Genomic DNA, 22,351 nt, shown 5'->3' with positions numbered 1-22,351 from the left:
GGCTCAGGCGCTGGCCAGATCGAAGGGCAGCTTGCGCAGGCGTTTGCCGGTCAGCTTGGCGATGGCATTGGCCACGGCCGGGGCGAGCGCGGGCAGGCCCGGTTCGCCCATGCCGGTCGGCGCCTCGGTCGAGGGCACGATGTGGACGGCGACCTGGGGCATGTCGTGCATGCGCGCCATGCTGTAGCTGTCGAAGTTGCGCTGCTCGACTTCGCCGTTCTTGAAGGTGATGGCGGCGCCGGGCAGGGTCGTGCCCAGGCCCATCAGGGCCGCGCCTTCGACCTGGGCGGCCACCGACAGCGGATTGACGGCCAGGTTGCAGTGCACGCCGGCGGTCACCTTGTGCACCTTGGGCGCGCCATTGACGAGCGAGACTTCGACCACGTAGGCGACCACGGAATTGAAGCTCTGGTGCACGGCCACGCCATACGCGCGGCCCTTGGGCAGGGCCTTCTTGCCGTAGCCGGACTTGGCCACGGCCAGGTCGAGCGCGGCCGTCACGCGCGGGTGCTTGTCGCCGATCAGCTGCTTGCGGTAGGCGACCGGGTCGACCCCGGCCAGCGCGGCCGCTTCGTCGAGCAGGGTCTCCATCACGAAGGCGGTGTGGGTCGAGCCGACCGAGCGCCACCACAGCACCGGCACATTCGCCTTGGCGTTGTGGACGCTGAGCTTGAGCGGCACCGCATACGGTTCGCCCATGCCTTCGACCATGGTGGCGTCGACGCCGTTCTTGACCATGAAGGCCTCGAACGGCGAGCCGGTGATGATCGACTGGCCGACGATCGTGTGATCCCAGGCCAGGATGCGGCCTTTGTCGTCCAGGCCGATCTCGGCGCGGTGCACGTGCGCCGGGCGGTAGTAGCCGCCGCGGATGTCGTCTTCGCGCGTCCAGATCACTTTCAGCGGGCCGCGCTGGCCGGCCGCCTGCCAGGCCTTGGCGATGTGGGCCGCCTCGACCAGGTAGTCGGAGGTCGGCACGGCGCGCCGGCCGAAGCCGCCGCCGGCCATCATCGTGTGCAGCGTGACCTGCTCGGGCTTCAGACCGAGCACGCCGGCCACGGCCATCTGGTCGAAGGTCTGGAACTGGGAGCCGGCCCACACCGTGCACTTGCCGTCGCCGGCTTCGATCACGCAGTTGAGCGGCTCCATCGGCGCGTGCGCGAGATACGGGAATTCGTAGACGGCCGAGATCTTCTTCGGCGCCGTGGCCAGTGCGCCGACATCGGCCGCATGGGCGATGGTGCCGGGCGTCTTGGCCAGGGCCTTGAACTGGGCCATCTGGGCGGCCGTGTCGACCTTCTCGACGGCGCTGGTGTCCCACTCGATGGCCAGGGCCTCGCGCCCCTGCTTGGCGGGCCAGAAGCCGTCGGCGATGATGGCCAGGCCGCGCGCGCCACGGTCGAGTGGCACTTCGATCACGTCGAGCACGCCGCGGATGGCCTTGGCGCGGCTGGCATCGAATTTGGCGACCTTGGCGCCGAACACGGGCGGACGGGCGATCACGACGACCTTGGTGCCGGCCGGCTTGAAGTCCATGCCGAACACCTGTTTGCCGGTCGATTTGTCGCGCGCGTCCAGGCGCGGCATCGGCTTGCCGATGAATTTGAAGTCCTTGGGCGACTTCAGGCTGACCTTCTCGGGCAGCTTCTGCTGCGTGGCGGCCTGCGCCAGCTGGCCGTAGCTGGCCTTGCGCCCGTCCGGACCCATGACCATGCCTTTGGCGCAGGTGCAGGCGTCGGCCTTGCAGTTCCACTGGGCGGCGGCGGCCGCCACCAGCATCTGACGCGCGCGCGCGCCGACTTCGCGGTACTGGGTGAACGAGTGGGCGATCGAGCCCGAGCCGCCGGTCATCTGCATGCCGAAGGCGGGGTCGAAATAGGCGGCGCCGGCCGGCGCCAGTTCGGCGCGCATCTGCTTCCAGTCGACCTCGAGTTCCTCGGCGATCGCCATGCTCAGGCCGGTGTGCACGCCCTGGCCGAATTCGAGCCGGTTGATGGCCACCGTGATGCTGTTATCGGGGCCGATGCGCAGGAAGGCATTCGGCTGGGACGGGGCCGGCGCGGCGCCCTGGGCGCGCGCCAGCGGCACGTAGAAGCTGATCACCAGGCCGGCGCCGGCCGCTTTCAGAAACGCGCGGCGCGACAGACCGCCGGTGGGCGCGGCCGGCTGGGGCAGCGCTTGCATCCATTCGCTTCGCATGGCGGCCTCCTCAGGCGAGAGTTTTGGCGGCGTCCTTGATGGCCGCGCGGATTCGCTGGTAGGTGCCGCAGCGGCAGATATTGCCGCTCATGGCGCCATCGATGTCGGCATCGGACGGATGCTTGTTCTTGCGCAGCAGGGCCGTGGCGCTCATGATCTGGCCGCTCTGGCAGTAGCCGCATTGCGGCACGTCGTGCTTGACCCAGGCGTCCTGCACGGCCTTGCCGACCTTGTCGGCTTCCATCGCTTCGATGGTGGTGATTTTCTGGCCCATCACCGCCGAGATCGGCGTGATGCAGGAGCGGATCGGCTCGCCGTTCAGATGGACGGTGCAGGCCCCGCACAGGGCGGCGCCGCAGCCGAACTTGGTGCCGGTCAGATTCAGATGGTCGCGCAGCGCCCACAGGACCGGGGTCGACGGATCGGCGTCGACCTGCATGTCCTTGCCATTGATGTTCAATGTGATCATGCCTTCTCCCCCTTGCTTGTCTGGTTGATTACTGCTTGATGGTGGCGAGCTTGGCTTCCAGATCCTTGGTGGAAATGGCGCCTGGAATACGGGACCCGTCCGCGAAGAAGATCGTCGGGGTGCCGTTGATACGCAGTTTCTGGCCGAACGCGAACACCTGGTCGTTCGGGGTCTCGCAGTTGGCGGCGGCGGCCGGCGCCATCTTCCCGCTGATCATCCAGTCGTCCCAGGCCTTGGCGCGGTCGGGCGCGCACCAGATGTTCTTCGACTTGACGCTCGAATCCTCGGACAGGATGTTGTAGAGGAAGGTGTAGACGGTGACGTTGTCGAGTTCCTTGAGCGTGGTCTGGCGGAAGCGCTTGCAATAGCCGCAGTTGGGGTCCTCGAAGATGGCGATCACGCGCTTGCCATTGCCCTTGACCATTTTGATGGCGTTCTCGAGCGGCAGGTCCTTGAAGCTGATCTTGTTGATTTCGTCGATGCGTTCGCGCGTGATGTTCTGCGAGGTCGTGGTGTCGAAGATATTGCCGACGAACAGATAGCGCGCCGACTTGTCGGTGTACAGGATTTCGCCCTGGGTGCGCACTTCATACAGGCCCGCATACGGCGTTTCGCGCACGGCCTCGACCTTGACGCCATTGCCCAGGCGCGGTTCGATGAGGCGCTTGATATTGGCCTCGGTCGGCGTTTCAGCATTTACACATGCCGCCAGCAGGCCGGCCGACAACAACAGCGCGATTTGACTCTTACCCATGCAATCTCCACTCAACAGACGGCGTCCCCGGGTCGGGGACGGCTCACTTGCCCAGCGCCTGCGTGATGAGCTTGCGCTTTACGAAGGGCAATTTATCCAGCAAGTTTAATCCGAAATTACGAATGACGCGCAGCGGCTCCAGATCGGTGCCGAACAGGCGCGCCAGACCGTCGGTGGCGAGCTGCATCAGCAGCACGTCTTCGTGGCGCGCGCGCGCATAGCGGGCCAGCACGCGCGGGTCGCCGATGTCGCGCTGCGGTTCGCGCGCGGCGACCGCGGCCAGCAGGTCCTGAACGTCGCCGAAGCCGAGGTTCATCCCATGGCCAGCCAGCGGGTGGACCTGGTGGGCGGCGTCGCCGATCAGGGCCACACGGGCGGCCGTCAGCGCGTGCGGACGGATCAGTTTCAGGGGGAAGGCCTGGACCGCATGCGGCTGCAGCGGGCTCAGGGTGCCGAGTTCGGCGCCGGCCAGGGTCTGCAGGCGGGCCGCGAGCGCGTCCAGCCCTTCGCGCAGCAGGGTGTCGGCCAGCGCGTCCGGGGCCGACCAGACCAGGGACACGCGCTGGCCCGGCAGCGGCAGCAGGGCGACGATGCCATCGGCGCCGAGGAACCACTGGTGCGCCACGCCGTGGTGCGGCTGGCTGCAGCTGAAATTGGCGACCACGCCGCGCTGGTGGTAGGCGCGGTAGTCGTAGCCGATGTCGCACTGGCCGCGCACCCAGGACTGGGCGCCGTCGGCGCCGACCAGCAGGGTGCAGCGCAGGCTGCGGCCGTCCTCGAGCTGCAGGCTGACGCCCTCGGCGTCGCTGGCCAGAGCGCTGGCGCGGCCGCTGATCTGCTGGACGTGGGGCGCAAAGCGCAGGGCCGCGTCCAGCGCCTGGGTCAGGTTCTGGTCCTCGACGATCCAGGCCAGGGTGCCGACATGGGCGCCATACGCATCAAAGCCGAGCAGGCCGGGGGTGGCGCCGTCGCCCGCCACACGCATCTGTTCGACCGGGGCGACGCGGCTGGCGTCGAGCGCATCCCAGACGCGCAGGCCAGACAGCAGGGTATGGGCCGTGTGATTGAGCGCGTAGACGCGCGTGTCCCAGTCAGCGACCGGGCTCGGGCGCGGATGGGGCGGCGCCAGCAGGGTGACCGTATGGCCGGCCTGGGCAAAACCGAGGGCGGCGGTCTTGGCAATGGCGCCGTTGCCGACTATGCAAACGGCGCTCGCAATCGTGGAGGTGCTCATGCGGGCATTATAGCCCTCGGCCCCGGGTGTTTGCTTTTTTTCAGATGCCTGCTATAATCATGCCTCTTGGCCTGGTAGCTCAGTTGGTAGAGCAGAGGATTGAAAATCCTTGTGTCGGTGGTTCGATTCCGCCCCGGGCCACCAAGAATAATAAAGACGCCAGGCCCCGTGCCTGGCGTTTTGCTTTGGAGCCCAGCCCATGTCGACCCTGCCCCCCTGCCCCCAATGCGCGTCCGCCCTCACCTATGAGGACGGGATGGGCCAATATATCTGCCCCGAATGCGGCCACGAATGGCCGGTGCAGGCCGCGGCCGCGGCCGAGGAAGCGGCCAAGGTCTGGCGCGACGCCTCCGGCAATGTGCTGCAGGACGGCGACACCGTGGTCGTCATCAAGGACCTCAAGCTCAAAGGCGGCGGCGGCGTCGTCAAGCAGGGCACCAAGGTGAAGAACATCCGCCTGGTCGAGGGCGACCACGACATCGACTGCAAGATCGACGGCTTCGGCGCGATGGGCCTGAAGACGGAATTCGTGAAAAAGGCCTGAGCCAGCCCGTCTGGCCAGTGCGGCGCCGGCTTGCTATAATCCGCCGCCTTGGCCTGGTAGCTCAGTTGGTAGAGCAGAGGATTGAAAATCCTTGTGTCGGTGGTTCGATTCCGCCCCGGGCCACCAGAATATGCAAACAGCCGCCCACGGGCGGCTGTTTGTTTTGGCGGGGGCGGCGCCGTTCAGGGCCGCGCGGGCAGCTTGCGCAGCCAGTGCACGACCAGGGCGGCCAGCTCGATGCGGCGGTCGGACCACGAATGGTCGGTCGGCACGCGCGTCACGGCCAGCTGGGCGCCGCCGCCGGCGCGCCGGATCGCGGCGGCCAGCTGGACCGAGTCCTGCTCGACGAAATCGGCCGAATACAGGATCAGGAAGCGCGCCGCCGTCAGTTTCGGGGCCACACTGTCGAAACTCCACTCGGCCGCGTGGGCGCTCAGTTCCTCGGTCATGCTCTCGCCGCTGACGCCGGCCAGGGCCTCGCGGTTGTCGTTCATCGCGGCCACCACGGCGGCGCGGTTCTGGCGCGCCAGCGCGCCGATCTTGCCCATGTCGCCGGCCGAAATGATGAAGCCGCCGAGCAGGGCCTTGTCCTCGGCCAGGGTCAGGCTGGTGACCCAGCCGCCCATGCTATGCCCGCCGATCACCAGGCGCGCCGGGTCGATGCCGTAGCGCGCCGCATTGGCCGGCTCGCGCACGAAGGCCAGGGCGGCGCGCGCGTCCTCGAGGTTCTGGGCGAAGCTGTAGGTGCCGGGGCTGCCCCAGGAGCCGCGGTAGTTCAGGGTCAGTACGTTCCAGCCGGCGCGGCGCACGGCCTGGGCCAGATCGAGATTCTTTTCATTGCCGGGCAGGCCGTGGAAGAACACCAGAGTCGGATGGGGGCCGGGGCCGCCGGCCACGTACAGCACGCCATTGACCTGCACGCCGCCGGTCGGAATGTGCACGACCTCCATGCGCGGCGGGTGTTTGGCGTCCAGCTTGGGATCGCTGATGATCTCGCGCGGCACCGGGGTGGCCGCCCAGGCGGCGCCGGCGGCCAGCAGGCCGAGGCTGAGGATCAGGCTGACGATACGCTGCGACATGCTTCCCCCTCTGAGAATAATGGTAAGGCGACTAAATTAACACATGCGCAGCATGGACAGGACGGCAAGCACAGGTCGCCGCTTTGGGCTAAGCTGACGGCCTTGTGATATTGATCCCCTTCCCCTCAAGGAGCGCGCATGAAAACCAAAGCCGCCATCGCCTGGAAAGCCGGTGCCCCGCTGACGATCGAGACCGTGGACCTGGCCGCTCCCAAGGCCGGCGAAGTGCTGGTCGAACTCAAGGCCACCGGCATCTGCCATACCGATTACTACACGCTGTCAGGGGCCGACCCCGAGGGCCTGTTCCCGGCCATTCTCGGGCATGAAGGCGCGGGCGTGGTGGTCGAGGTCGGCCCGGGCGTGAGCTCGCTGCGCAAGGACGACCATGTGATCCCGCTGTACACGCCCGAATGCCGCCAGTGCAAATTCTGCCTGTCGCGCAAAACCAATCTGTGCCAGGCGATCCGCGCCACCCAGGGCAAGGGCCTGATGCCCGACGCGACCACGCGCTTCTCGCTCAATGGCCAGCCGCTGTTCCACTACATGGGCACCTCGACCTTCTCGAACTACATCGTGGTGCCGGAGATCGCGCTGGCCAAGATCCGGCCCGATGCGCCGTTCGACAAGGTCTGCTACATCGGCTGCGGCGTGACCACCGGAGTGGGCGCCGTGGTGTTCTCGGCCAAGGTCGAGGCGGGAGCGACGGTGGCCGTGTTCGGCCTGGGCGGGATCGGCCTGAATGTGATCCAGGCGGCGCGCATGGTGGGCGCGGACAAGATCATCGGCATCGACATCAATCCGGCGCGCGAGGCGATCGGGCGCCAGTTCGGCATGACCGATTTTATCAATCCGCGCGCGGTCGAGAATGTGGTCGACCACATCATCCAGCTGACCGACGGCGGCGCCGACTACAGCTTCGAATGCATCGGCAATACGGACGTGATGCGCCAGGCGCTCGAATGCACGCACAAGGGCTGGGGCAAGTCCTTCATCATCGGCGTGGCCGGCGCCGGCCAGGAGATTTCGACGCGGCCGTTCCAGCTGGTCACGGGGCGCGAATGGCGCGGCAGCGCGTTCGGCGGCGCGCGCGGGCGCACCGACGTGCCGAAGATCGTCGACTGGTACATGGAAGGCAAACTGAATATCGATGATCTGATCACCCACCGCCTGACACTCGAGCAGATCAACGAGGGCTTCGATCTGATGAAGCGCGGCGAGTCGATCCGCTCGGTGGTGCTGTACTGAGGGCGCGCCCATGCTGGAACTTGTGAGCCAACACGCCTGCTTCGGCGGGCAGCAGCGCTTCTACCGCCATGCCTCGGCGGCGATCGGCCTGCCGATGCGTTTTTCCGTCTACCTGCCGCCGCAGGTGGCGCAGGGGCGGGTGCCGGCCCTGTTCTATCTGGCCGGCCTGACCTGCACCGAAGAGACCTTCATGATCAAGGCCGGCGCGCAGCGGGTGGCGGCCGCGCTCGGGCTGGCCCTGGTGGCGCCCGACACCAGCCCGCGCGGAGCCGGCGTGGCCGGCGAGGACGCCGACTGGGATCTGGGCACGGGCGCCGGCTTCTATCTGGATGCGACGGCGGCGCCGTGGGCCCCGCACTACCGCATGCACAGCTATCTGCTGGAGCTGCATGCGCTGCTGCTGGCCGAACTGCCGCTGCAGGCGGGCCGGATCGGCATCTGCGGGCATTCGATGGGCGGGCATGGGGCGCTGGTGCTGGCGTTGCGCCATCCGGAGCGCTTTGCTTCGCTGTCGGCATTCGCGCCGATCTGCGCGCCGCGCGCCTGCCCGTGGGGGGAGAAGGCCTTCTCCGCCTATCTGGGCGCGCGCTCGGCGGCCTGGGATGCGTACGACGCCAGCGCCCTGATGGCGCAGGCGCAAACGCCTTTCCCGGGCGGGATTCTGATCGATCAGGGGCTGGCCGACCCCTTCCTGCCCGTGCAGCTGCGGCCCGAGGATTTCGAGGCGGCCTGCGCCAAGGCGCAGCAGCCGCTGACGCTGCGCCGGCATGCGGGCTATGACCACGGCTACTACTTCATCGCCAGCTTTATCGAGGACCATCTGCGCTTTCACGCGGCGCAGCTGAGCCGCTAGGCGGGCGCGCGCAGCGGCGGCGTCAGTTGGGGCGCGGGTCAGTCGGCGCGCCCTCCCCTGCTCGGCGACCAGGCGACCCGGCGGCTGAGCGGCTGAGCACCTGAGCACCTGAGCACCTGAGCACCTGAGCGACTGAGCGGCCGGGCAACTGAGCGACTGAGCGGCTGAGCGTCTGGGCCGCCGAGCGGATGGGCGACTGGGCGGCTGATCGGCGTGCCAGCCGATCACTTGGGCGGGGGCGGCGCACGCCGCCGGCTTCAATACGGCTGGATGCTGCCGCGCGCGCACCAGGCGGCCACTTCGGCGGCCTGGGGCGGCTGGCAGCCCTGGCGCTGCACATTCAGCGAGGCGGTGGCGATTGCGTGGGTCAGCAGCGCGCCGGCGTCGGCGCTGTCGAGCGCGGCGGCGGCACTCAGGCCGCGCGCGTCGGCCTGGGCCAGCAGCTGGGCCAGCAGGCCAGCCAGGAAGCTGTCGCCAGCGCCGACCGTGTCGACCACCTGCAAGGGCGCCGTCTCGCGCGCACGCACGGCGCCGGCGCGGCGCAGCAGGCTGGCGCCGGCCGCGCCCTCGGTCAGGGCGATCAGCCGGGCCGGACTGTGGTCAAACAGGCGGCGCGCGCTGGCGGCGGCATCGGCGCCATCCAGGCCGAGCACGGCCAGGTCTTCGTCGCTGGCCTTGATGATGTCGGCATACGCGAGGGTGGCCAGCACGTGGGCGCGGTAGGCGTCCAGGTCGGGCATCACGCCCGGGCGCAGATTGACATCGATGACCACCAGGCGCCCGGCCGCGCGCTGGGCCGCCAGCCAGGGGTGGTAGATCGGGCCGTCGGCGGGCGCCAGCGCGAGGCAGCCGCTGCAGACGATGGCCAGGTCGGGCAGGGCCGCGCAGGCGGCCGTCAGGGCTGCGCTGCTGGTGGCGCGGTCGGCCACGCCTTCGCGGTAGAACGCATACGCCGGATGGCCGTGCGCATCGAGGCTGACGATGGCCAGCGCGGTCGGCGCCGCCACCGGCGTCGGCGCGCCGAGGGTGGCGCCGTCGGCCGTCAGCGCGGCCGCCAGCTGGCGCCCGAAGCGGTCGGCCGAGAGCGGATTCAGATAGGCCACGCCGAGCCCCTGGCGCGCCAGCGCGCGCGTCAGATTGAAGGGCGCGCCGCCCAGGCAAGGCTGGTAGGCGCCGGCCGCATCGGCGACCAGATCGATCAGGGCTTCACCGGCGGTGGCGATGCGGACAGGCGGGACAATGGTCATGGCGGGATTCAAGTGGAGGCGCGCTCGACCAGCTTGGTCGGCAGGCTTTGCGAGGCGGGCTGACGGCCCTGCATCAGCTGCAGCAGGCTGTCGACCAGGGCGGCGCCGGCCAGATCGAGTGGCTGGCGCACCGTGCTCAGGGGCGGGAAGCTGTGGGCGGCGGCGTCGATGTCGTCATAGCCGACCACGCTGACATCGCCCGGCACGCTCAGGCCGCGCTCCTTCAACAAGCCCATGGCCGAGATGGCGATCAGGTCGCTGGCGGCGAAGATCGCGTCGAAATTCTGGCCGTGGCGCGCCAGGTGTTCACTCAGCGCCTGCTGGGCCTCGCGCGGATTGAAGCCGCTCGGAATATACAGGGCCGGGTCGGCCTTGAGGCCGGCTTTGCGCAAGGCCTTCAGGTAGCCGGCATGGCGCCGTTCGGGTTCGGGCAGGGCCTTGTCGCCCATGAAGGCGATGCGCCGGCGCCCGCGCGCCAGCAGGTGCTCGGTGGCCAGCAGGCCGCCTTCGACATTGTCGCTGCCGATGCTGCAATAGGCCTGCTGGGCCAGCTGGGCGCCCCAGACCACGAAGTTCAGCCGGCGGCGCGCCAGTTCATTCAGCTGTTCATGCTGGCCCCACTGGCCGATCACGATGATGCCGCCGACCTTGCCCGAGCTGTGCAGATACGCGAGTTCGTCGAGCGCATGGGCTTCGACGCGCGACAGCAGCATGTCGTAGCCGCGGTCGGTCAGGGCGTCGGCCAGGCTGCCCAGCATGGCCAGGAAGAAGGGATCGGTCAGGTGCTGGCGCGACCCGGCCAGGTAGGGAATGACGACGCCGATCATGGTGTTGTCGCCCAGGCGCAGATTCTTGGCGCCCAGGTTGACCGTGTAATTGAGCGAGCGCGCCAGCTCCTGGATGCGCTTGCGCGTCTCCTCGTTGACCAGGGGGCTGTTGCTGAGGGCGCGCGACACGGTCGAGGTGGCCACGCCGGCGAGGCGGGCGATATCGGCCATCTGGACCTTCTGCAGTGCGGACGGGCTCTTGCTCATGAATTCAAAGGGAAAGGACGGACAGCCGCGATCATAACAATGTGCAAACGTTTGCGATAGCTGTGGCGAAATTTTCCCCATCACCGCAAAAATCGATTGCAAACGATTGCAGTATTGCGCAGAATAGCATCCACGTCAATTTCAACGCTGCACGAAATTGCTGACGTCCATAACATGCACGAGAACGATTGCAATCGTTTTCCAACGAGGAGACTACCGTGAGTTTTTCCCGCACTTTCCTGCGCCCGCATCCGCTCGCCGCAGCCACCGCCCTTGCCTTGCTGCACATGGGTTCCGTCCACGCCCAGCAGGCCAAGGCCGACGCTGAGGACACGCTCAAGCTCGACCAGGTGATCGTCACCGGCACCGCCACGGCGCGCAGCAAGATGACGCAGTCGAACTCGATTTCCTCGCTCAGCACCGAGCAGATGCAGCAGAACCAGCCGATGAACGCGGCCGACGTGCTGCGCGCGATTCCCGGCCTGCGCGCCGAATCGAGCGGTGGCGGCGGCAATGCCAACGTGACCGTGCGCGGCCTGCCGATTTCGGCCGGCGGTTCGCGCTATGTGCAGTTCCAGGAAGACGGGCTGCCGGTGCTGCTGTTCGGCGACGTGGCCTTCGCCACGCCCGACATGTTCCTGTCGACCGACAATACGATCGAGAAGCTCGAAGTGGTGCGCGGCGGCTCCGGCTCGACCCTGGCGACCAACTCGCCGGGCGGCATCATCAACTTCATCACGCGTGACGGCAGCGACAAAGGCGGCAGCCTCGGCCTGAGCACCGGCCTCGGCTTCGACGAGAAGCGCCTCGACTTCGACCTCGGCGGCCGCCTGGGCGAGAAGACGCGCTACTTCATCGGCGGCTTCAGCCAGCAGGGCGAAGGCCCGCGCCACAGCGGCAACAATGCCCTCGACGGCGGCGCGCTCAAGGCGAATATCACCCAGGAGCTCGAGAACGGCTATGTGCGCCTGAACTTCAAGCACCTCGACACCCAGTCGCCGCTGTTCATGCCGGCGCCGGTGCGCATCAGCAAGGGCCAGATCAGCGAGATCCCGGGCATCGACCCGCGCAAGGCCAGCTTCTACTCGCCCTACTGGGTCACCGACTACACGCTGTCGAAGAACAATACCCAGGTCGGCACCAATGTCAACGACGGCCTGCGCGTGAAGAGCAATGCCTTCGGCGTCGAAAGCGAACTGAACCTGGCGGACGGCTGGAAGCTCAGCGAGAAATTCCGTACCGCCAGCAACAGCGGCCGCTTCGTGTCCCTGTTCCCGGCCGACGACGTCGCCAATGTGAAAGCCGGCACCACCTATGCCAGCGGCCCCAACAAGGGCAAGGCCTATACCGGCCCGGCCTTCACGGCGACCGTGTTCAACACCTCGCTCGACGACATGGGCACGAGCACCAATGACGTCAAGCTGAGCAAGTCCTTCGCCCAGGCCGATGGCGCCAAGCTGAGCGTGACGGGCGGCCTGTTCCTCAATGTCCAGCACGTGGCCCTGACCTGGAACTTCAACCAGTACCTGCTGCAGGCCACCGACGACAAGCCGGCCCTGCTGGCCAACAGCGGCACCAACAGCTACGGCGCCGTGGCGCTCGGCACCGACGTCTGGGGCGGCTGCTGCACGCGCGCCATCGACGCCGAATACCGCACCACCTCGCCTTACGCCGCAATCGGCTGGGACCAGGGTCCGCTGTCGATCGACGCCAGCCTGCGCCGCGACCAGCAGAAGGCCAGCGGCAGCTACAACCAGGCCGTCGCCCAGAAATTCCAGCCGGGTAATGCCCAGGCCATCAACTACACGCTCAGCCACACGTCCTACTCGGTCGGCGTCAACTACCAGATCGACAGCAAACTGGCCGTGTTCGCCCGCGTCAGCGACGGCGTCGCCTTCAATGCCGACCGCATCATGTTCGATCCGGCGGCCAAGCCGCTCGACGGCCGCGGCGTGGTCCCGCTCAACGAAGTCAAGCAGATCGAAGGCGGCGTGAAGATGCGCAGCGGCGGCCTGAGCTCCTTCGTCACCCTGTTCCAGGCCAAGACCGACGAGTCGAACTACGACGCCACCACCCAGAAGAGCAGCGCCAACCGCTACGACGCCAAGGGTGTCGAGGTCGAACTCGGCTACCGTCTGGGCGCCTTCAAAGTCAATGGCGGCTTCACCTACACCGACGCCAAGGTCCTCAACAACGGCACCACCCCGAACCGCCAGGCCAAGATGGTCTACCAGTTCAGCCCCAGCTATGTGATGGGCGAGCTGCAGTTCGGCGCCACCGTGGTCGGCACCAGCAGCGCCAAGGACGCCCAGGGCACGCCTTACGAGGCCACCCTGCCCGCCTACGCGGTGGTGAACCTGTTCGCCAACTACGCGTTGAACCAGGACTGGACCCTGAGCGCCGGCGTCTACAACGTGGGCGACAAGATCGGCTACACCGAGAGCAACGACGGCCGCGGCGCCGCCCGCGCCATCAATGGCCGCTCGGCTCGCCTGGGTCTGAAGTACAAGTTCTGAGCGCGCACACCGAACCACAGGCCGGACTCCCCTCCGGCATTCCCTTGGCCCGCCTTCACCGGCGGGTTTTTTTTATTAGAAATGGGGTCTGACCCCATTTTTCCGGGGCGGGCCACACTGCCGCGGCCAAACAAGAACGGCGCGCTGGCGCCGGGTACGGGGCGGCACGCGCCGACGCCGATCCGGAACAGCGCGCACCGGTCCTCCACTTTCAGCCGCGTAGATCAAACATGCTCGTTTTCGCACCCGCGCGCTCAGCCCAGGCGCACAGATCCTGAACGCCGCCGGGGCGCCTGGTTCGCTCGCGCTTCCTGTATCAAACGTGCTCGTTTGGGGGACGCGCGCCGGAACTTGAATGCGCCCGCACGCTCTAATCCTTTATCGACGCCACCTTCAGGAGCAGCGAGCATGTTTGATACACGAAGCGTGAACATCACATGGCAGTCGCTGGAGGCCCTCGAGGCTTATCTTCAGCGCAAGGGCAACCGGCAGCCGGTCGAGCGCGTGGTCGAGCAGGCCATCCGCTTCTGGCTCGACTTTCAGGGCGACAGCCTGCGCGGCTACCAGTGGAAGAGCCTGTTTCTGCCGGAAGGGACGCAGCTGCGGGTCTGCTATGCGGGCCGCTATCATGTGGCCCAGGTCGAGGGCGACGACATCATCTACGCGGGGCGCCCGCTGTCGCCGCGCCAGTTCGTCATCGCCGTGATGCACTGTGTGCGCAATGCCTGGCGCGAGGTCTGGCTGCGCTGTCCGGGTGACGCGCGCTGGCATCTGGCCGATACGCGCCGCCGCATCCTGCGCCGCTATCCGCGCTTGACGCTGCCGCAGGCCACGTCCCATCCGGACGACGCGGCGCCCGCCAAACTGGAGGCGCCGCCGCGCTACTCGGGCAAGCCTTCGCGGCGGGCGCGCATGGCGCCCGTGCAGCGCGCCATGCGCCAGATCGACGCCGTGGCCGAGGCGCGCGCCGGCATCAACCGCCATCCCTATTTAAAGCGCAATGATCTCGTGCGCGACGACCAGCCCGACCTGCATGCTGTCCCCAGCGGCGCACGGCGTCCAGTGCCGGGTCGCCCCGGGCCGCCGGACCGGCGCACGCGCCAGCCGGGCGATCCGCCCGCGCCCGACCGCCGTCAGCGGCGCGGCTACGCGTGCGCGCGCATCTGAGCGGCCGGCGCTCAGGCCAGGGTGAACACGCGCGTGGTGCCGGCCTCGCTGGCCACGATCGCGCCCTGCTTGGCGCGCAGGTCGGCCTGCAGTTCGATGAAGTCGGCGCCGGCCTCCCAGCGCAGGCGCAGGCTGTGCGCCGCGTCCGTCGGCACGCTCGTGAAGCGGCCCTGGAAGGCCGGATGGCTGTTGCGCAGGCGGATCAGCTCGAGCAGGCGCGCCACCACCGGCCGTTCGAGTTCGGCCAGCACTTCCGCGTGCGTGTAGTAGTGGCGGTTGATGTCGCGTCCGACCTTGCTGCGGGCCAGCAGGTCCATGTCATTGTGCCCGGCCAGCAGGCCGACGTAATACACCTGCGGCACGCCTGGCACGAAGAACTGGATCGCGCGCGCCAGCAGATAGGCGCTGTCGTGCCGGCCCAGCGCATCGTAGAAGGTGCAGTTGACCTGGTACAGGTCGAGATTCGAGGCCGCCGCGCCGGTCGCCTGGCGGCTCTGCCCCTGCGAATTGCGGTGGATGCGCTCGACCAGTTCATCGAGCTCCTCGGGCGGCACCAGGCCGGGCTGGCCGGCGCGGTCGCCGGCGTCGGCGCCGATGTCGATGATGCCGATGCCGTCGTGCGTGTCGAGCACGGTGATGGCATTTTCCGGACGCTGGGCGATCCAGGCCTGCAGCGCATCGGCGCGCCCGAATTCGAGCGCGTGCAGCACCAGCGGCGGCAGCGCGAAGTCGTACACCCAGTCGACCTGGCGCGCCACTTCGATCTGGCGCTTGTAGTAGGCGTGGATCTCGACCAGCACCTCGAGCCCGAGCGCGCGCGCCTGCTCGGCGAAGCGGGCGATGAAGGCGAAGGTCTCGGGCATCATGAAGCAGCTGGCGCCGGCCTGCTTGATCGCATATCCGACCGCATCCAGGCGCACCATGCGCACGCCGCTGGCCGCCAGCTGCTCGAGAATCCCGCTCAGATAAGCCTGCCCGGCCGGGTGGGCGACGTCGATGTCGATCTGCTGGCCGGTGAAGGTGGTCCACAACAGCTTGCGGCTGCCATCGGCCATCGTGTAGACGGTGAACGGCAGGCCGGGGCGCGGCCGGTAGATGGCCAGCAGGTCCTGCTCGCGCGCGCCGCTCGGGAACACCGCGTCCATCGTCAGGAACAGGCCCGCATACGGCGAAGCGGCGCCGCGCTGCTGGTAGTCGAGGAACTGCGGCGACGCGCTCGACATGTGGTTGACGATCACGTCGGCCATCAGTTCGTAATCGGCCGCCAGCGCGCGCACCTCGTCCCAGCCGCCCAGGCGCGCATCGACGCGCGTGTGGTCGATCGGGTCGAAGCCGGCATCGGCGCCGTCGATCGTGTGATAAAACGGCAGCAGGTGCACGCCGCCGAACACGCCCGCCAGCGGCCCATTGAGCAGCGCGCGCAGTGCGTTCAGGGTCTGGCCGCCGAAGCGGTCGACATAGGTGATCAGTTGTACTTGGTTTTGCATGGTCGGGGTTCAGGCGGAAGGGGTGGCGTCCTCGGCCGGCACCTGCACGCGCAGGCAGGCCAGGGCGGCGCAGAGCAGCAACACGCCGGCCAGCGCCAGCACATTGCGCGCGTCGCCGCCGAGCAGGCGCTGGTACATCAGCGGCAGGGTCAGGCCCTGGATCAGCATCGGAATCACGATGAACATATTGAAGATGCCCATGTAGACGCCGGTGCGCGCGGTCGGAATCGAGCGCGCCAGCATCACATACGGATTGCCCATCATGCTGGCCCAGCCCAGGCCGATGCCGAGCATCGGCACGAACAGCCAGGCCTGGCTCTTCACATGGGGGATGCACAGCATGCCGATGCCGGCCAGCGTCAGGCACAGCGCGTGCATGCGCCCGGCCCCGAAGCGGCGCGTGAACGGCACCATCGCAAACGCCGCCACGCAGGCCACGGCATTGTAGAAACCGCCCACCTGGCCATTGACCAGCACCGCGTCATGGAAGGCGCTGCTGTGCGGATCGCTACTGCCGAACAGATTGCGCGCAATCGCATACACGACGAACTGCCAGTAGCACATCATCGCGTACCACTGGAACAGCTTCATCCAGGCCAGCTGGCGCATCGGCCGCGGCATCTCGCGCAGCGCATCCCAGATCTCGCCCAGCGTCGCGCCCAGCCCGCGCGGACGGGCCGCCAGCGCGGCGCGCTCGGCGCTGCTTAGCGGCAGCTCGGGCACGCGCCAGATCGACCACACGATCGTCGAGGCCGACAACAGGGCGCCGATCACAAACGCCACCTGGGTGATCTGCGGGATGTGGTTGCCGCCCACGGCGTCCTTGTCCATCCCCAGCCACACCATCAGCGAGGGCGCCAGATACGACAAGGTCTGGGCCAGGCCGGTGAACGCGCTCTGGGTCAGATAGCCCATCGGATGCTGGGCCGGCGGCAGGCGGTCGCTGACATACGCGCGGTAGGGCTCCATCGTGATGTTATTGGCCGCGTCGAGTATCCACAGCAGGCTGGCCGCCATCCACAGCGCGGCGCTGTAGGGCATCGCGAACAGGGCCAGCGAACACAGGATCGCGCCCGTCAGAAAATACGGCGTGCGCCGCCCCCAGCGCGACACGGTGCGGTCGCTCAGCGCCCCCACCAGCGGCTGCACCAGCAGGCCGGTCACGGGGCCGGCCAGGGCCAGCAGCGGCAGCGCGGCCTCGTCGGCCCCGAGGTAGCTGTAAATCGGGCTCATATTGCTCTGCTGTAGGCCGAAGCTGAACTGCAGGCCGAAAAAGCCGACGTTCATCTGCACGATCTGGCCCCAGCTCAGGGCCGGCGGCGGGGCCGGGCGGGTGTCTCTCATGGTCTTGTCCTTGGGCGCGGCGGCGCGGGTGAACGCTACTATAGGTCCAATTGCAATCGATTGCAAACGCTTTTTCACGCGCCAGCCCGGCGCCGCCCTTGCACCAAGTTGGCGCACCATGCTGGTGCAACAGAACCCGCTTGGGGCCGTGAACAAAATAATCACTGCCCGTAAATTCAAGCACTTAGACCGATGCACCAACTTGGAACGCTTTTTGCTTCAAATTGGACACCGATTTTTCACATGCACTTTTGCAGGGAGTTTTTTAGCATGGATGGCATCTTGCACGCGGCCAATGCGCTGTTTATTCTTCTCGGGGCGATCATGATTCTGGCGATGCACGCCGGCTTCGCCTTCCTCGAACTGGGCACGGTGCGCAAAAAGAACCAGGTCAATGCCCTGGTCAAAATCCTGGCCGACCTGGCCGTCTCCACCATCGTCTACTACTTCATCGGCTACAGCATCGCCTACGGGGTCGGCTTCTGGGCCGATGCCGCCACCCTGGCCCAGAAGAACGGCTTTGAACTGGTCAAATTCTTCTTCCTGCTGACCTTTGCGGCCGCCATCCCCGCCATCATCTCGGGCGGCATCGCCGAACGCGCGCGCTTTCATCCGCAGCTGCTGGCCACGGCCCTGCTGGTCGGCTTCGTCTACCCCCTGTTCGAAGGCATCGCCTGGAACCAGCGCTTCGGCCTGCAGGCCTGGCTGGCGGCCAGCTTCGGCGCCGAATTCCACGACTTCGCCGGCTCCGTCGTGGTCCACGCCGTCGGCGGCTGGATCGCGCTGCCGGCGGTGCTGCTGCTGGGCGCACGGCGCGGGCGCTACTCGAAGTCGGGCGCCATCGCCGCCCACCCGCCTTCGTCGATCCCCTTCCTCGCGCTCGGCGCCTGGATCCTCACGGTCGGCTGGTTCGGCTTCAATGTGATGAGCGCCCAGACGCTCGACAAGATGAATGGCCTGGTCGCCATGAACTCGCTGATGGCCATGGCCGGCGGCACCCTGGTCGCCCTGCTCCTGGGCCGCAATGACCCGGGCTTCGCCTACAACGGCCCGCTGGCCGGCCTGGTGGCCGTCTGCGCCGGCTCCGACCTCATGCACCCGCTCGGCGCCCTGCTGACCGGCGCCATCGCCGGCGCCATCTTCGTCTCCATGTTCACGCTCGTGCAGAACCGCTGGAAGATCGACGATGTGCTCGGCGTATGGCCGCTGCACGGCCTGTGCGGCACCTGGGGCGGGGTCGCCGCCGGCATCTTCGGCGCCAAGGCCCTGGGCGGCATCGGCGGCGTCGCCCTGCTGCCCCAGCTGATCGGCACCGCCCTCGGCGTGCTGATCGCCGTGGCCGGCGGCCTGCTCGTGTATGGCCTGATCGCGCGCACCATCGGCCTGCGCCTCGACCCCGAACAGGAATACCAGGGCGCCGACCTGTCGCTCCACCACATCACCTCGACGCCCGAGCGCGAAACCAGCTGGTAGCCTGTGCTACCCTCTGGGCCTTGTCCACCTTCCGAGGGATCTCATGCTCCGCTATGTGCTTGGCCTGCTGCTGGCCGCCGCGGCCGCTGTCAGCAGCGCCGCCCCCTACCCCACCCCGGCCGAGGCCGACGCCGTGCTGCGCGACTTCCGCTTCGCCAGCGGCGCCCAGCTGGCCGCCCTGCGCATCCACTACCGCACCCTGGGCACGCCGCAGCGCGACGCCGGCGGCGTGGTGCGCAATGCCGTCCTGATCACGCACGGCACCGGCGGCAGCAGCGCCCAGTTCCTGCGCCCCGAATTTGCCGGCGAACTGTTCGCGCCCGGCGGCGCCCTCGACGCCAGCCGCTACTACATCATCCTCACCGACGGCATCGGCCACGGCGCCTCGTCCAAGCCGAGCGACGGCCTGCGCATGGCCTTCCCGGCCTATGGCTACACCGATATGGTCGAGGCCCAGTACCGCCTGCTGACCGAGCAGCTGGGCGTCAACCACCTGCGCCTGGTGATGGGCACCTCGATGGGCGGCATGCAGACCTGGGTCTGGGGCGAGCGCCATCCCGACTTCATGGACGCCCTGATGCCCCTGGCCAGCCTGCCGACCCAGATCGCCGGCCGCAACCGCGCCTGGCGCCGCACGGCGATCGACGCCATCCGCCGCGACCCCAGCTGGCAGCAGGGCGCCTACACCCAGCAGCCGCACGGCCTGCGCACCGCCGTCAGCATGCTGTATCTGATGGGGAGTAATCCGGTGCTGCGCCAGCAGCAGGCGCCCACCCTGGCCAGCGCCGACCAGGCCTTCGACGCCTACGTCGACGAGGCCCTGAAGACCACCGACGCGAACGACCTCGTGTACCAGCTGGAAGCCTCGCGCGACTACGATCCCGGCCCCCAGCTCGCACGCATCCGCGCGCCGCTGCTGGCCGTGAACACGGCCGATGACCTGATCAATCCGCCCGAGCTGGGCATCCTCGAACGCGAGATCCAGCGCCTGCCGCACGGGCGCGCGATTGTGCTGCCGCTGAGCCCCGCCACGCGCGGCCACGGCAGCCACACCATCGCCGCCCTCTGGCAGCAGCCGCTGCGCCAGCTGCTGGCCGACAGCCCTTACAGGTAACGCGCGAGCAGGGCCCGGTCGAGGTCCGCATCGAGCTCGATGCGCACCTCATGCCCGCTGCCCGGCGCCACCTGGACCTCGGCGCCGTCGCGGTCGCGCATGCGCGTGATCGTGATGTCGCGGTTGCCGCGCGGGTGCACGACCTCGAGCCGGTCGCCGACGGCGAAACGGTTCTTCACCGCCACCCGCGCCCAGCCATCCTCGACCGACAGCACATCGCCCACATACTGGCTGCGCTCGGCCTCGGAGGCGCCGCGCATATAGTTCTGGTAGTCCTGGGTATGGTGACGCTGATAGAAGCCGTCCGTATAGCCGCGGTTGGCCAGGCCCTGCAGCTGGCTGAGCAGGCCGATGTCGAACGGCCGCCCGGCCACCGCATCGTCGATCGCCTGGCGGTAGGCCTGGGCCGTGCGCGCCACGTAGTACAGGCTCTTGGTGCGCCCCTCGACCTTGAGCGAATCGACCCCGATCGCCACTAGCCGCGCCACATGCTCGATCGCGCGCAGGTCCTTCGAATTCATGATGTAGGTGCCGTGTTCATCCTCGAGGATCGGCATCAGCTGGCCCGGGCGCTCGGCCTCCTCGATCAGCCACGGACGGTCGGCCAGCGGATGGCGCGGCTGCTGGTGCAGCGACGAAAACGGCGCCTGCGCCTCGGCCTCGGCCAGGGCCTGCTGGAAGTTCAGCGCGATCGGCTGCCAGTCGCCGCTGGCCTCCTCCTGCGCATCCATGACCTTGTAGTCCCAGCGGCAGGAATTGGTGCAGGTGCCCTGGTTCGAATCGCGGTGATTGAAGTAGCCCGACAGCAGACAGCGCCCCGAATAGGCGATGCACAAGGCCCCGTGCACGAACACCTCGAGCTCCATGTCCGGGCATTCCTGGCGAATCTCGGCGATTTCATCGAGCGAGAGTTCGCGCGACAGGATCACCCGCGTCAGCCCCAGCTTCTGCCAGAACTTCACATCGGCCCAGTTGACCGCATTGGCCTGCACCGACAGGTGCACGGGCACCTCGGGCCAGCGCTCGCGCACCAGCATGATCAGGCCCGGATCGGCCATGATCAGGGCGTCCGGGCGCAGCGCGATGACCGGCTCCATATCGCGCAAGTAGGTCTTCAGCTTGGCATTGTGGGCGAAGATATTACTGGCCACGAAAAACTGCTTGCCGCGCGCATGCGCGCCCTCGATCCCGGCGCGCAGCGCGTCCAGGGTGGAGAAATCATTATTTCGCACGCGCAGAGAATAGCGCGGCTGGCCCGCATAGACGGCATCGGCGCCGAAGTCGAAAGCGGCATGCATCTTGGCCAGCGAACCGGCCGGCAGCAGGAGTTCAGGAGCGCGCAACATAGGAGGCAGACAGACAGGCAAAGCCCGTATTTTACCGCGCCGCCAGCTCCGCCAGCCGCGTTTCATACAAGGCCGCCAGCACATCCGACTGGGTCAGCATGCCGACAAAGCGCTGTTCGGCGTCGACCACCGGCAGATGGTGCAGGCCGGCGTTGGCCATCAGCGGCACCAGGGACGCGATCGGCGCATCCGCGCGCACCGTCTTGACCTGGGTGTGCATGATCTGGCCGACCACCTCCGGCTGTTCGCTGTGCCGGGCCGCGCGCGGACGCAGGAAGGCGCGCAGGCGCGCGCCCAGCGATGCCACCTGATCGACCTGGGCATGCTGGAGAAAGTCGCTCAGGGTAAGGATGCCGATCACGCGGCGCGCCCGATTCAGCACCGGCAGCGCATGCAAGTGGTGGCGCCGCATCAAGTCCCAGGCCTGTTGCAGCGGGGTGGCGAATTCGAGCGACACCACATCGAGCGACATCACATCCTCGCAATAAATGACACCGAAGCGGCGCTGATAAGCGGCCGCCTCGGTCTGCAGGATGATCGCCTCGAGGTCGTCGAGGCTGACGTCGAGCACCTGGCCATAGCGCTGCAGCACCCCTTCCAGATCCTGGGCCGAGAAGCCCAGGCGCGCGGTCGGGGCGCGGTCGCCGGTGCCATGGGTCTGGGTCTGGGCCAGCTGCTGCAGGTGCGGATAGCGGCGCCCGCTCAGATTGTTGTAGAGCAGCGCCGCCAACACCAGCAAGGCCGAGTTCAGGCCGACCGGCCAGAGCGCGAAGCCAAAGCCCGCCTGGTGCACGGCGGCCCCGCCCAGCACGGCCGTCAGAGCCACCGAGCCGCCGGGCGGATGCAGGCAGCGCAGGGCGAACATGGCGGCAATGGCGAGCGCGCCCGCGAGCGGCGCCGCCAGCAGCGGCTGCGGCAGCAGCTGCCAGACGGCGACCCCGACCAGGGCCGAGACCACATTCCCGGCCAGCACCGGCCACGGCTGGGCGAGCGGACTGGCGGGCAGACAGAACACGATGACGGCCGAGGCCCCGATCGGGGCGGCCAGATACAGGGCAGCCGGCGCGGCGCCATAGGTCAGAAAGCTGAGCAGAGCCGCAAAGCCAAGCCCGAGCAAAGCCCCGAGCACAGCACGCAGGCGTTCCGGCAACGGCACCGCAGGCGGCGGCGGAAGAAAATGACGCATCCCAAGATTATGCCCCAAAGAAAAAATGGGGTCAGACCCCATTTGTTTGGGCGGAAAAAT

General features: G+C 67.8%; 18 protein-coding genes and 2 tRNA genes. 9 read left to right on the top strand and 11 right to left on the bottom strand.

Annotated elements, in window-relative coordinates; genetic code table 11:
• Window positions 1-3: 3 nt before the first annotated feature.
• From LZ005_RS20605 to LZ005_RS20590, 4 genes are read right to left on the bottom strand one after another with little or no spacing between them, the layout of a single operon-like run.
• Window positions 4-2,199 (bottom strand): xanthine dehydrogenase family protein molybdopterin-binding subunit, encoded by a 2,196-nt coding sequence (locus LZ005_RS20605; RefSeq protein ID WP_237810392.1) that lies wholly within the window; start codon window positions 2,197-2,199, stop codon window positions 4-6.
• Window positions 2,200-2,209: 10 nt separating this feature from the next.
• On the bottom strand, window positions 2,210-2,668 hold the full coding sequence (locus tag LZ005_RS20600; RefSeq protein WP_237810391.1) for a (2Fe-2S)-binding protein: 459 nt from the start codon (window positions 2,666-2,668) through the stop codon (window positions 2,210-2,212).
• Window positions 2,669-2,696: 28 nt separating this feature from the next.
• On the bottom strand, window positions 2,697-3,422 hold the full coding sequence (locus tag LZ005_RS20595; RefSeq protein WP_237810390.1) for a DsbC family protein: 726 nt from the start codon (window positions 3,420-3,422) through the stop codon (window positions 2,697-2,699).
• A gap of 43 nt (window positions 3,423-3,465) precedes the next feature.
• Complete coding sequence (locus LZ005_RS20590) at window positions 3,466-4,656, bottom strand: FAD-dependent monooxygenase (protein ID WP_237810389.1); 1,191 nt, start codon at window positions 4,654-4,656, stop codon at window positions 3,466-3,468.
• 68 nt (window positions 4,657-4,724) lie between these two features.
• Here LZ005_RS20590 and LZ005_RS20585 point away from each other — a divergent pair.
• From LZ005_RS20585 to LZ005_RS20575, 3 genes are all read left to right on the top strand, one after another.
• Window positions 4,725-4,800: transfer RNA gene (locus LZ005_RS20585), tRNA-Phe, on the top strand.
• A 55-nt stretch (window positions 4,801-4,855) separates the two neighbouring features.
• Complete coding sequence (locus tag LZ005_RS20580; protein WP_237810388.1) at window positions 4,856-5,200, top strand: zinc ribbon domain-containing protein YjdM; 345 nt, start codon at window positions 4,856-4,858, stop codon at window positions 5,198-5,200.
• Window positions 5,201-5,250: 50 nt separating this feature from the next.
• A tRNA-Phe gene (locus LZ005_RS20575) sits at window positions 5,251-5,326 on the top strand.
• Between the two features lie 56 nt (window positions 5,327-5,382).
• Here the strand turns inward: LZ005_RS20575 and LZ005_RS20570 are convergent.
• The gene (locus LZ005_RS20570; protein WP_237810387.1) at window positions 5,383-6,279 is read right to left on the bottom strand and encodes a S9 family peptidase; all 897 of its coding nucleotides are present in this window, start codon (window positions 6,277-6,279) and stop codon (window positions 5,383-5,385) included.
• Window positions 6,280-6,417: 138 nt separating this feature from the next.
• On the opposite strand from LZ005_RS20570, the gene LZ005_RS20565 reads away from it, so the two are divergent.
• Both LZ005_RS20565 and fghA read left to right on the top strand, forming a co-directional pair.
• Window positions 6,418-7,524, top strand: a complete 1,107-nt coding sequence (locus LZ005_RS20565) for an S-(hydroxymethyl)glutathione dehydrogenase/class III alcohol dehydrogenase (protein ID WP_237810386.1) — start codon at window positions 6,418-6,420, stop codon at window positions 7,522-7,524.
• 10 nt (window positions 7,525-7,534) lie between these two features.
• Entirely contained in the window at window positions 7,535-8,377 is an 843-nt protein-coding gene (gene fghA / locus LZ005_RS20560; RefSeq protein ID WP_237810385.1) for an S-formylglutathione hydrolase, read from the top strand.
• Between the two features lie 257 nt (window positions 8,378-8,634).
• Here fghA and LZ005_RS20555 read toward each other — a convergent pair whose 3' ends face one another.
• Complete coding sequence (locus LZ005_RS20555; protein WP_237810384.1) at window positions 8,635-9,624, bottom strand: PfkB family carbohydrate kinase; 990 nt, start codon at window positions 9,622-9,624, stop codon at window positions 8,635-8,637.
• Between the two features lie 8 nt (window positions 9,625-9,632).
• Complete coding sequence (locus LZ005_RS20550) at window positions 9,633-10,658, bottom strand: LacI family DNA-binding transcriptional regulator (protein ID WP_237810383.1); 1,026 nt, start codon at window positions 10,656-10,658, stop codon at window positions 9,633-9,635.
• Window positions 10,659-10,876: 218 nt separating this feature from the next.
• Between LZ005_RS20550 and LZ005_RS20545 the strand changes: the two genes are divergently transcribed.
• Together LZ005_RS20545 and LZ005_RS20540 are read left to right on the top strand one after the other, a co-directional pair.
• The gene (locus tag LZ005_RS20545) at window positions 10,877-13,174 is read left to right on the top strand and encodes a TonB-dependent receptor domain-containing protein (protein ID WP_237810382.1); all 2,298 of its coding nucleotides are present in this window, start codon (window positions 10,877-10,879) and stop codon (window positions 13,172-13,174) included.
• A gap of 408 nt (window positions 13,175-13,582) precedes the next feature.
• The gene (locus tag LZ005_RS20540; protein WP_237810381.1) at window positions 13,583-14,341 is read left to right on the top strand and encodes a hypothetical protein; all 759 of its coding nucleotides are present in this window, start codon (window positions 13,583-13,585) and stop codon (window positions 14,339-14,341) included.
• 11 nt (window positions 14,342-14,352) lie between these two features.
• On the opposite strand, the gene gtfA is transcribed toward LZ005_RS20540, so the two are convergent.
• Together gtfA and LZ005_RS20530 are read right to left on the bottom strand one after the other, a co-directional pair.
• The gene (gene gtfA, locus LZ005_RS20535; protein WP_237810380.1) at window positions 14,353-15,828 is read right to left on the bottom strand and encodes a sucrose phosphorylase; all 1,476 of its coding nucleotides are present in this window, start codon (window positions 15,826-15,828) and stop codon (window positions 14,353-14,355) included.
• 9 nt (window positions 15,829-15,837) lie between these two features.
• Complete coding sequence (locus LZ005_RS20530; protein ID WP_237810379.1) at window positions 15,838-17,172, bottom strand: MFS transporter; 1,335 nt, start codon at window positions 17,170-17,172, stop codon at window positions 15,838-15,840.
• A gap of 270 nt (window positions 17,173-17,442) precedes the next feature.
• Between LZ005_RS20530 and LZ005_RS20525 the strand changes: the two genes are divergently transcribed.
• Together LZ005_RS20525 and LZ005_RS20520 are read left to right on the top strand one after the other, a co-directional pair.
• A complete protein-coding gene (locus tag LZ005_RS20525; protein ID WP_237810378.1) occupies window positions 17,443-18,645 on the top strand; it encodes an ammonium transporter in 1,203 nt (400 codons plus the stop codon).
• 43 nt (window positions 18,646-18,688) lie between these two features.
• Window positions 18,689-19,759 carry an alpha/beta fold hydrolase gene (locus tag LZ005_RS20520; protein WP_237810377.1) on the top strand — a complete coding sequence of 357 codons (1,071 nt, stop codon included), beginning with the start codon at window positions 18,689-18,691 and terminating at the stop codon, window positions 19,757-19,759.
• Here LZ005_RS20520 and yegQ read toward each other — a convergent pair.
• Together yegQ and LZ005_RS20510 are read right to left on the bottom strand one after the other, a co-directional pair.
• Window positions 19,750-21,105: a tRNA 5-hydroxyuridine modification protein YegQ gene (gene yegQ, locus LZ005_RS20515; protein ID WP_373889441.1), complete on the bottom strand. Its 1,356-nt coding sequence runs from the start codon at window positions 21,103-21,105 to the stop codon at window positions 19,750-19,752. The two genes, LZ005_RS20520 and yegQ, sit on opposite strands and share 10 nt — an antisense overlap.
• Before the next feature lie 31 nt (window positions 21,106-21,136).
• Window positions 21,137-22,291 carry an HPP family protein gene (locus LZ005_RS20510; RefSeq protein ID WP_237810376.1) on the bottom strand — a complete coding sequence of 385 codons (1,155 nt, stop codon included), beginning with the start codon at window positions 22,289-22,291 and terminating at the stop codon, window positions 21,137-21,139.
• Window positions 22,292-22,351 lie beyond the last annotated feature (60 nt).

The organism is Massilia sp. TS11, from assembly GCF_022012445.1.
Classification (GTDB): domain Bacteria; phylum Pseudomonadota; class Gammaproteobacteria; order Burkholderiales; family Burkholderiaceae_D; genus Telluria.
The sequence above is the reverse complement of the archived record's forward strand: the minus strand, read 5'-3'. Positions and strand labels throughout refer to the sequence as shown.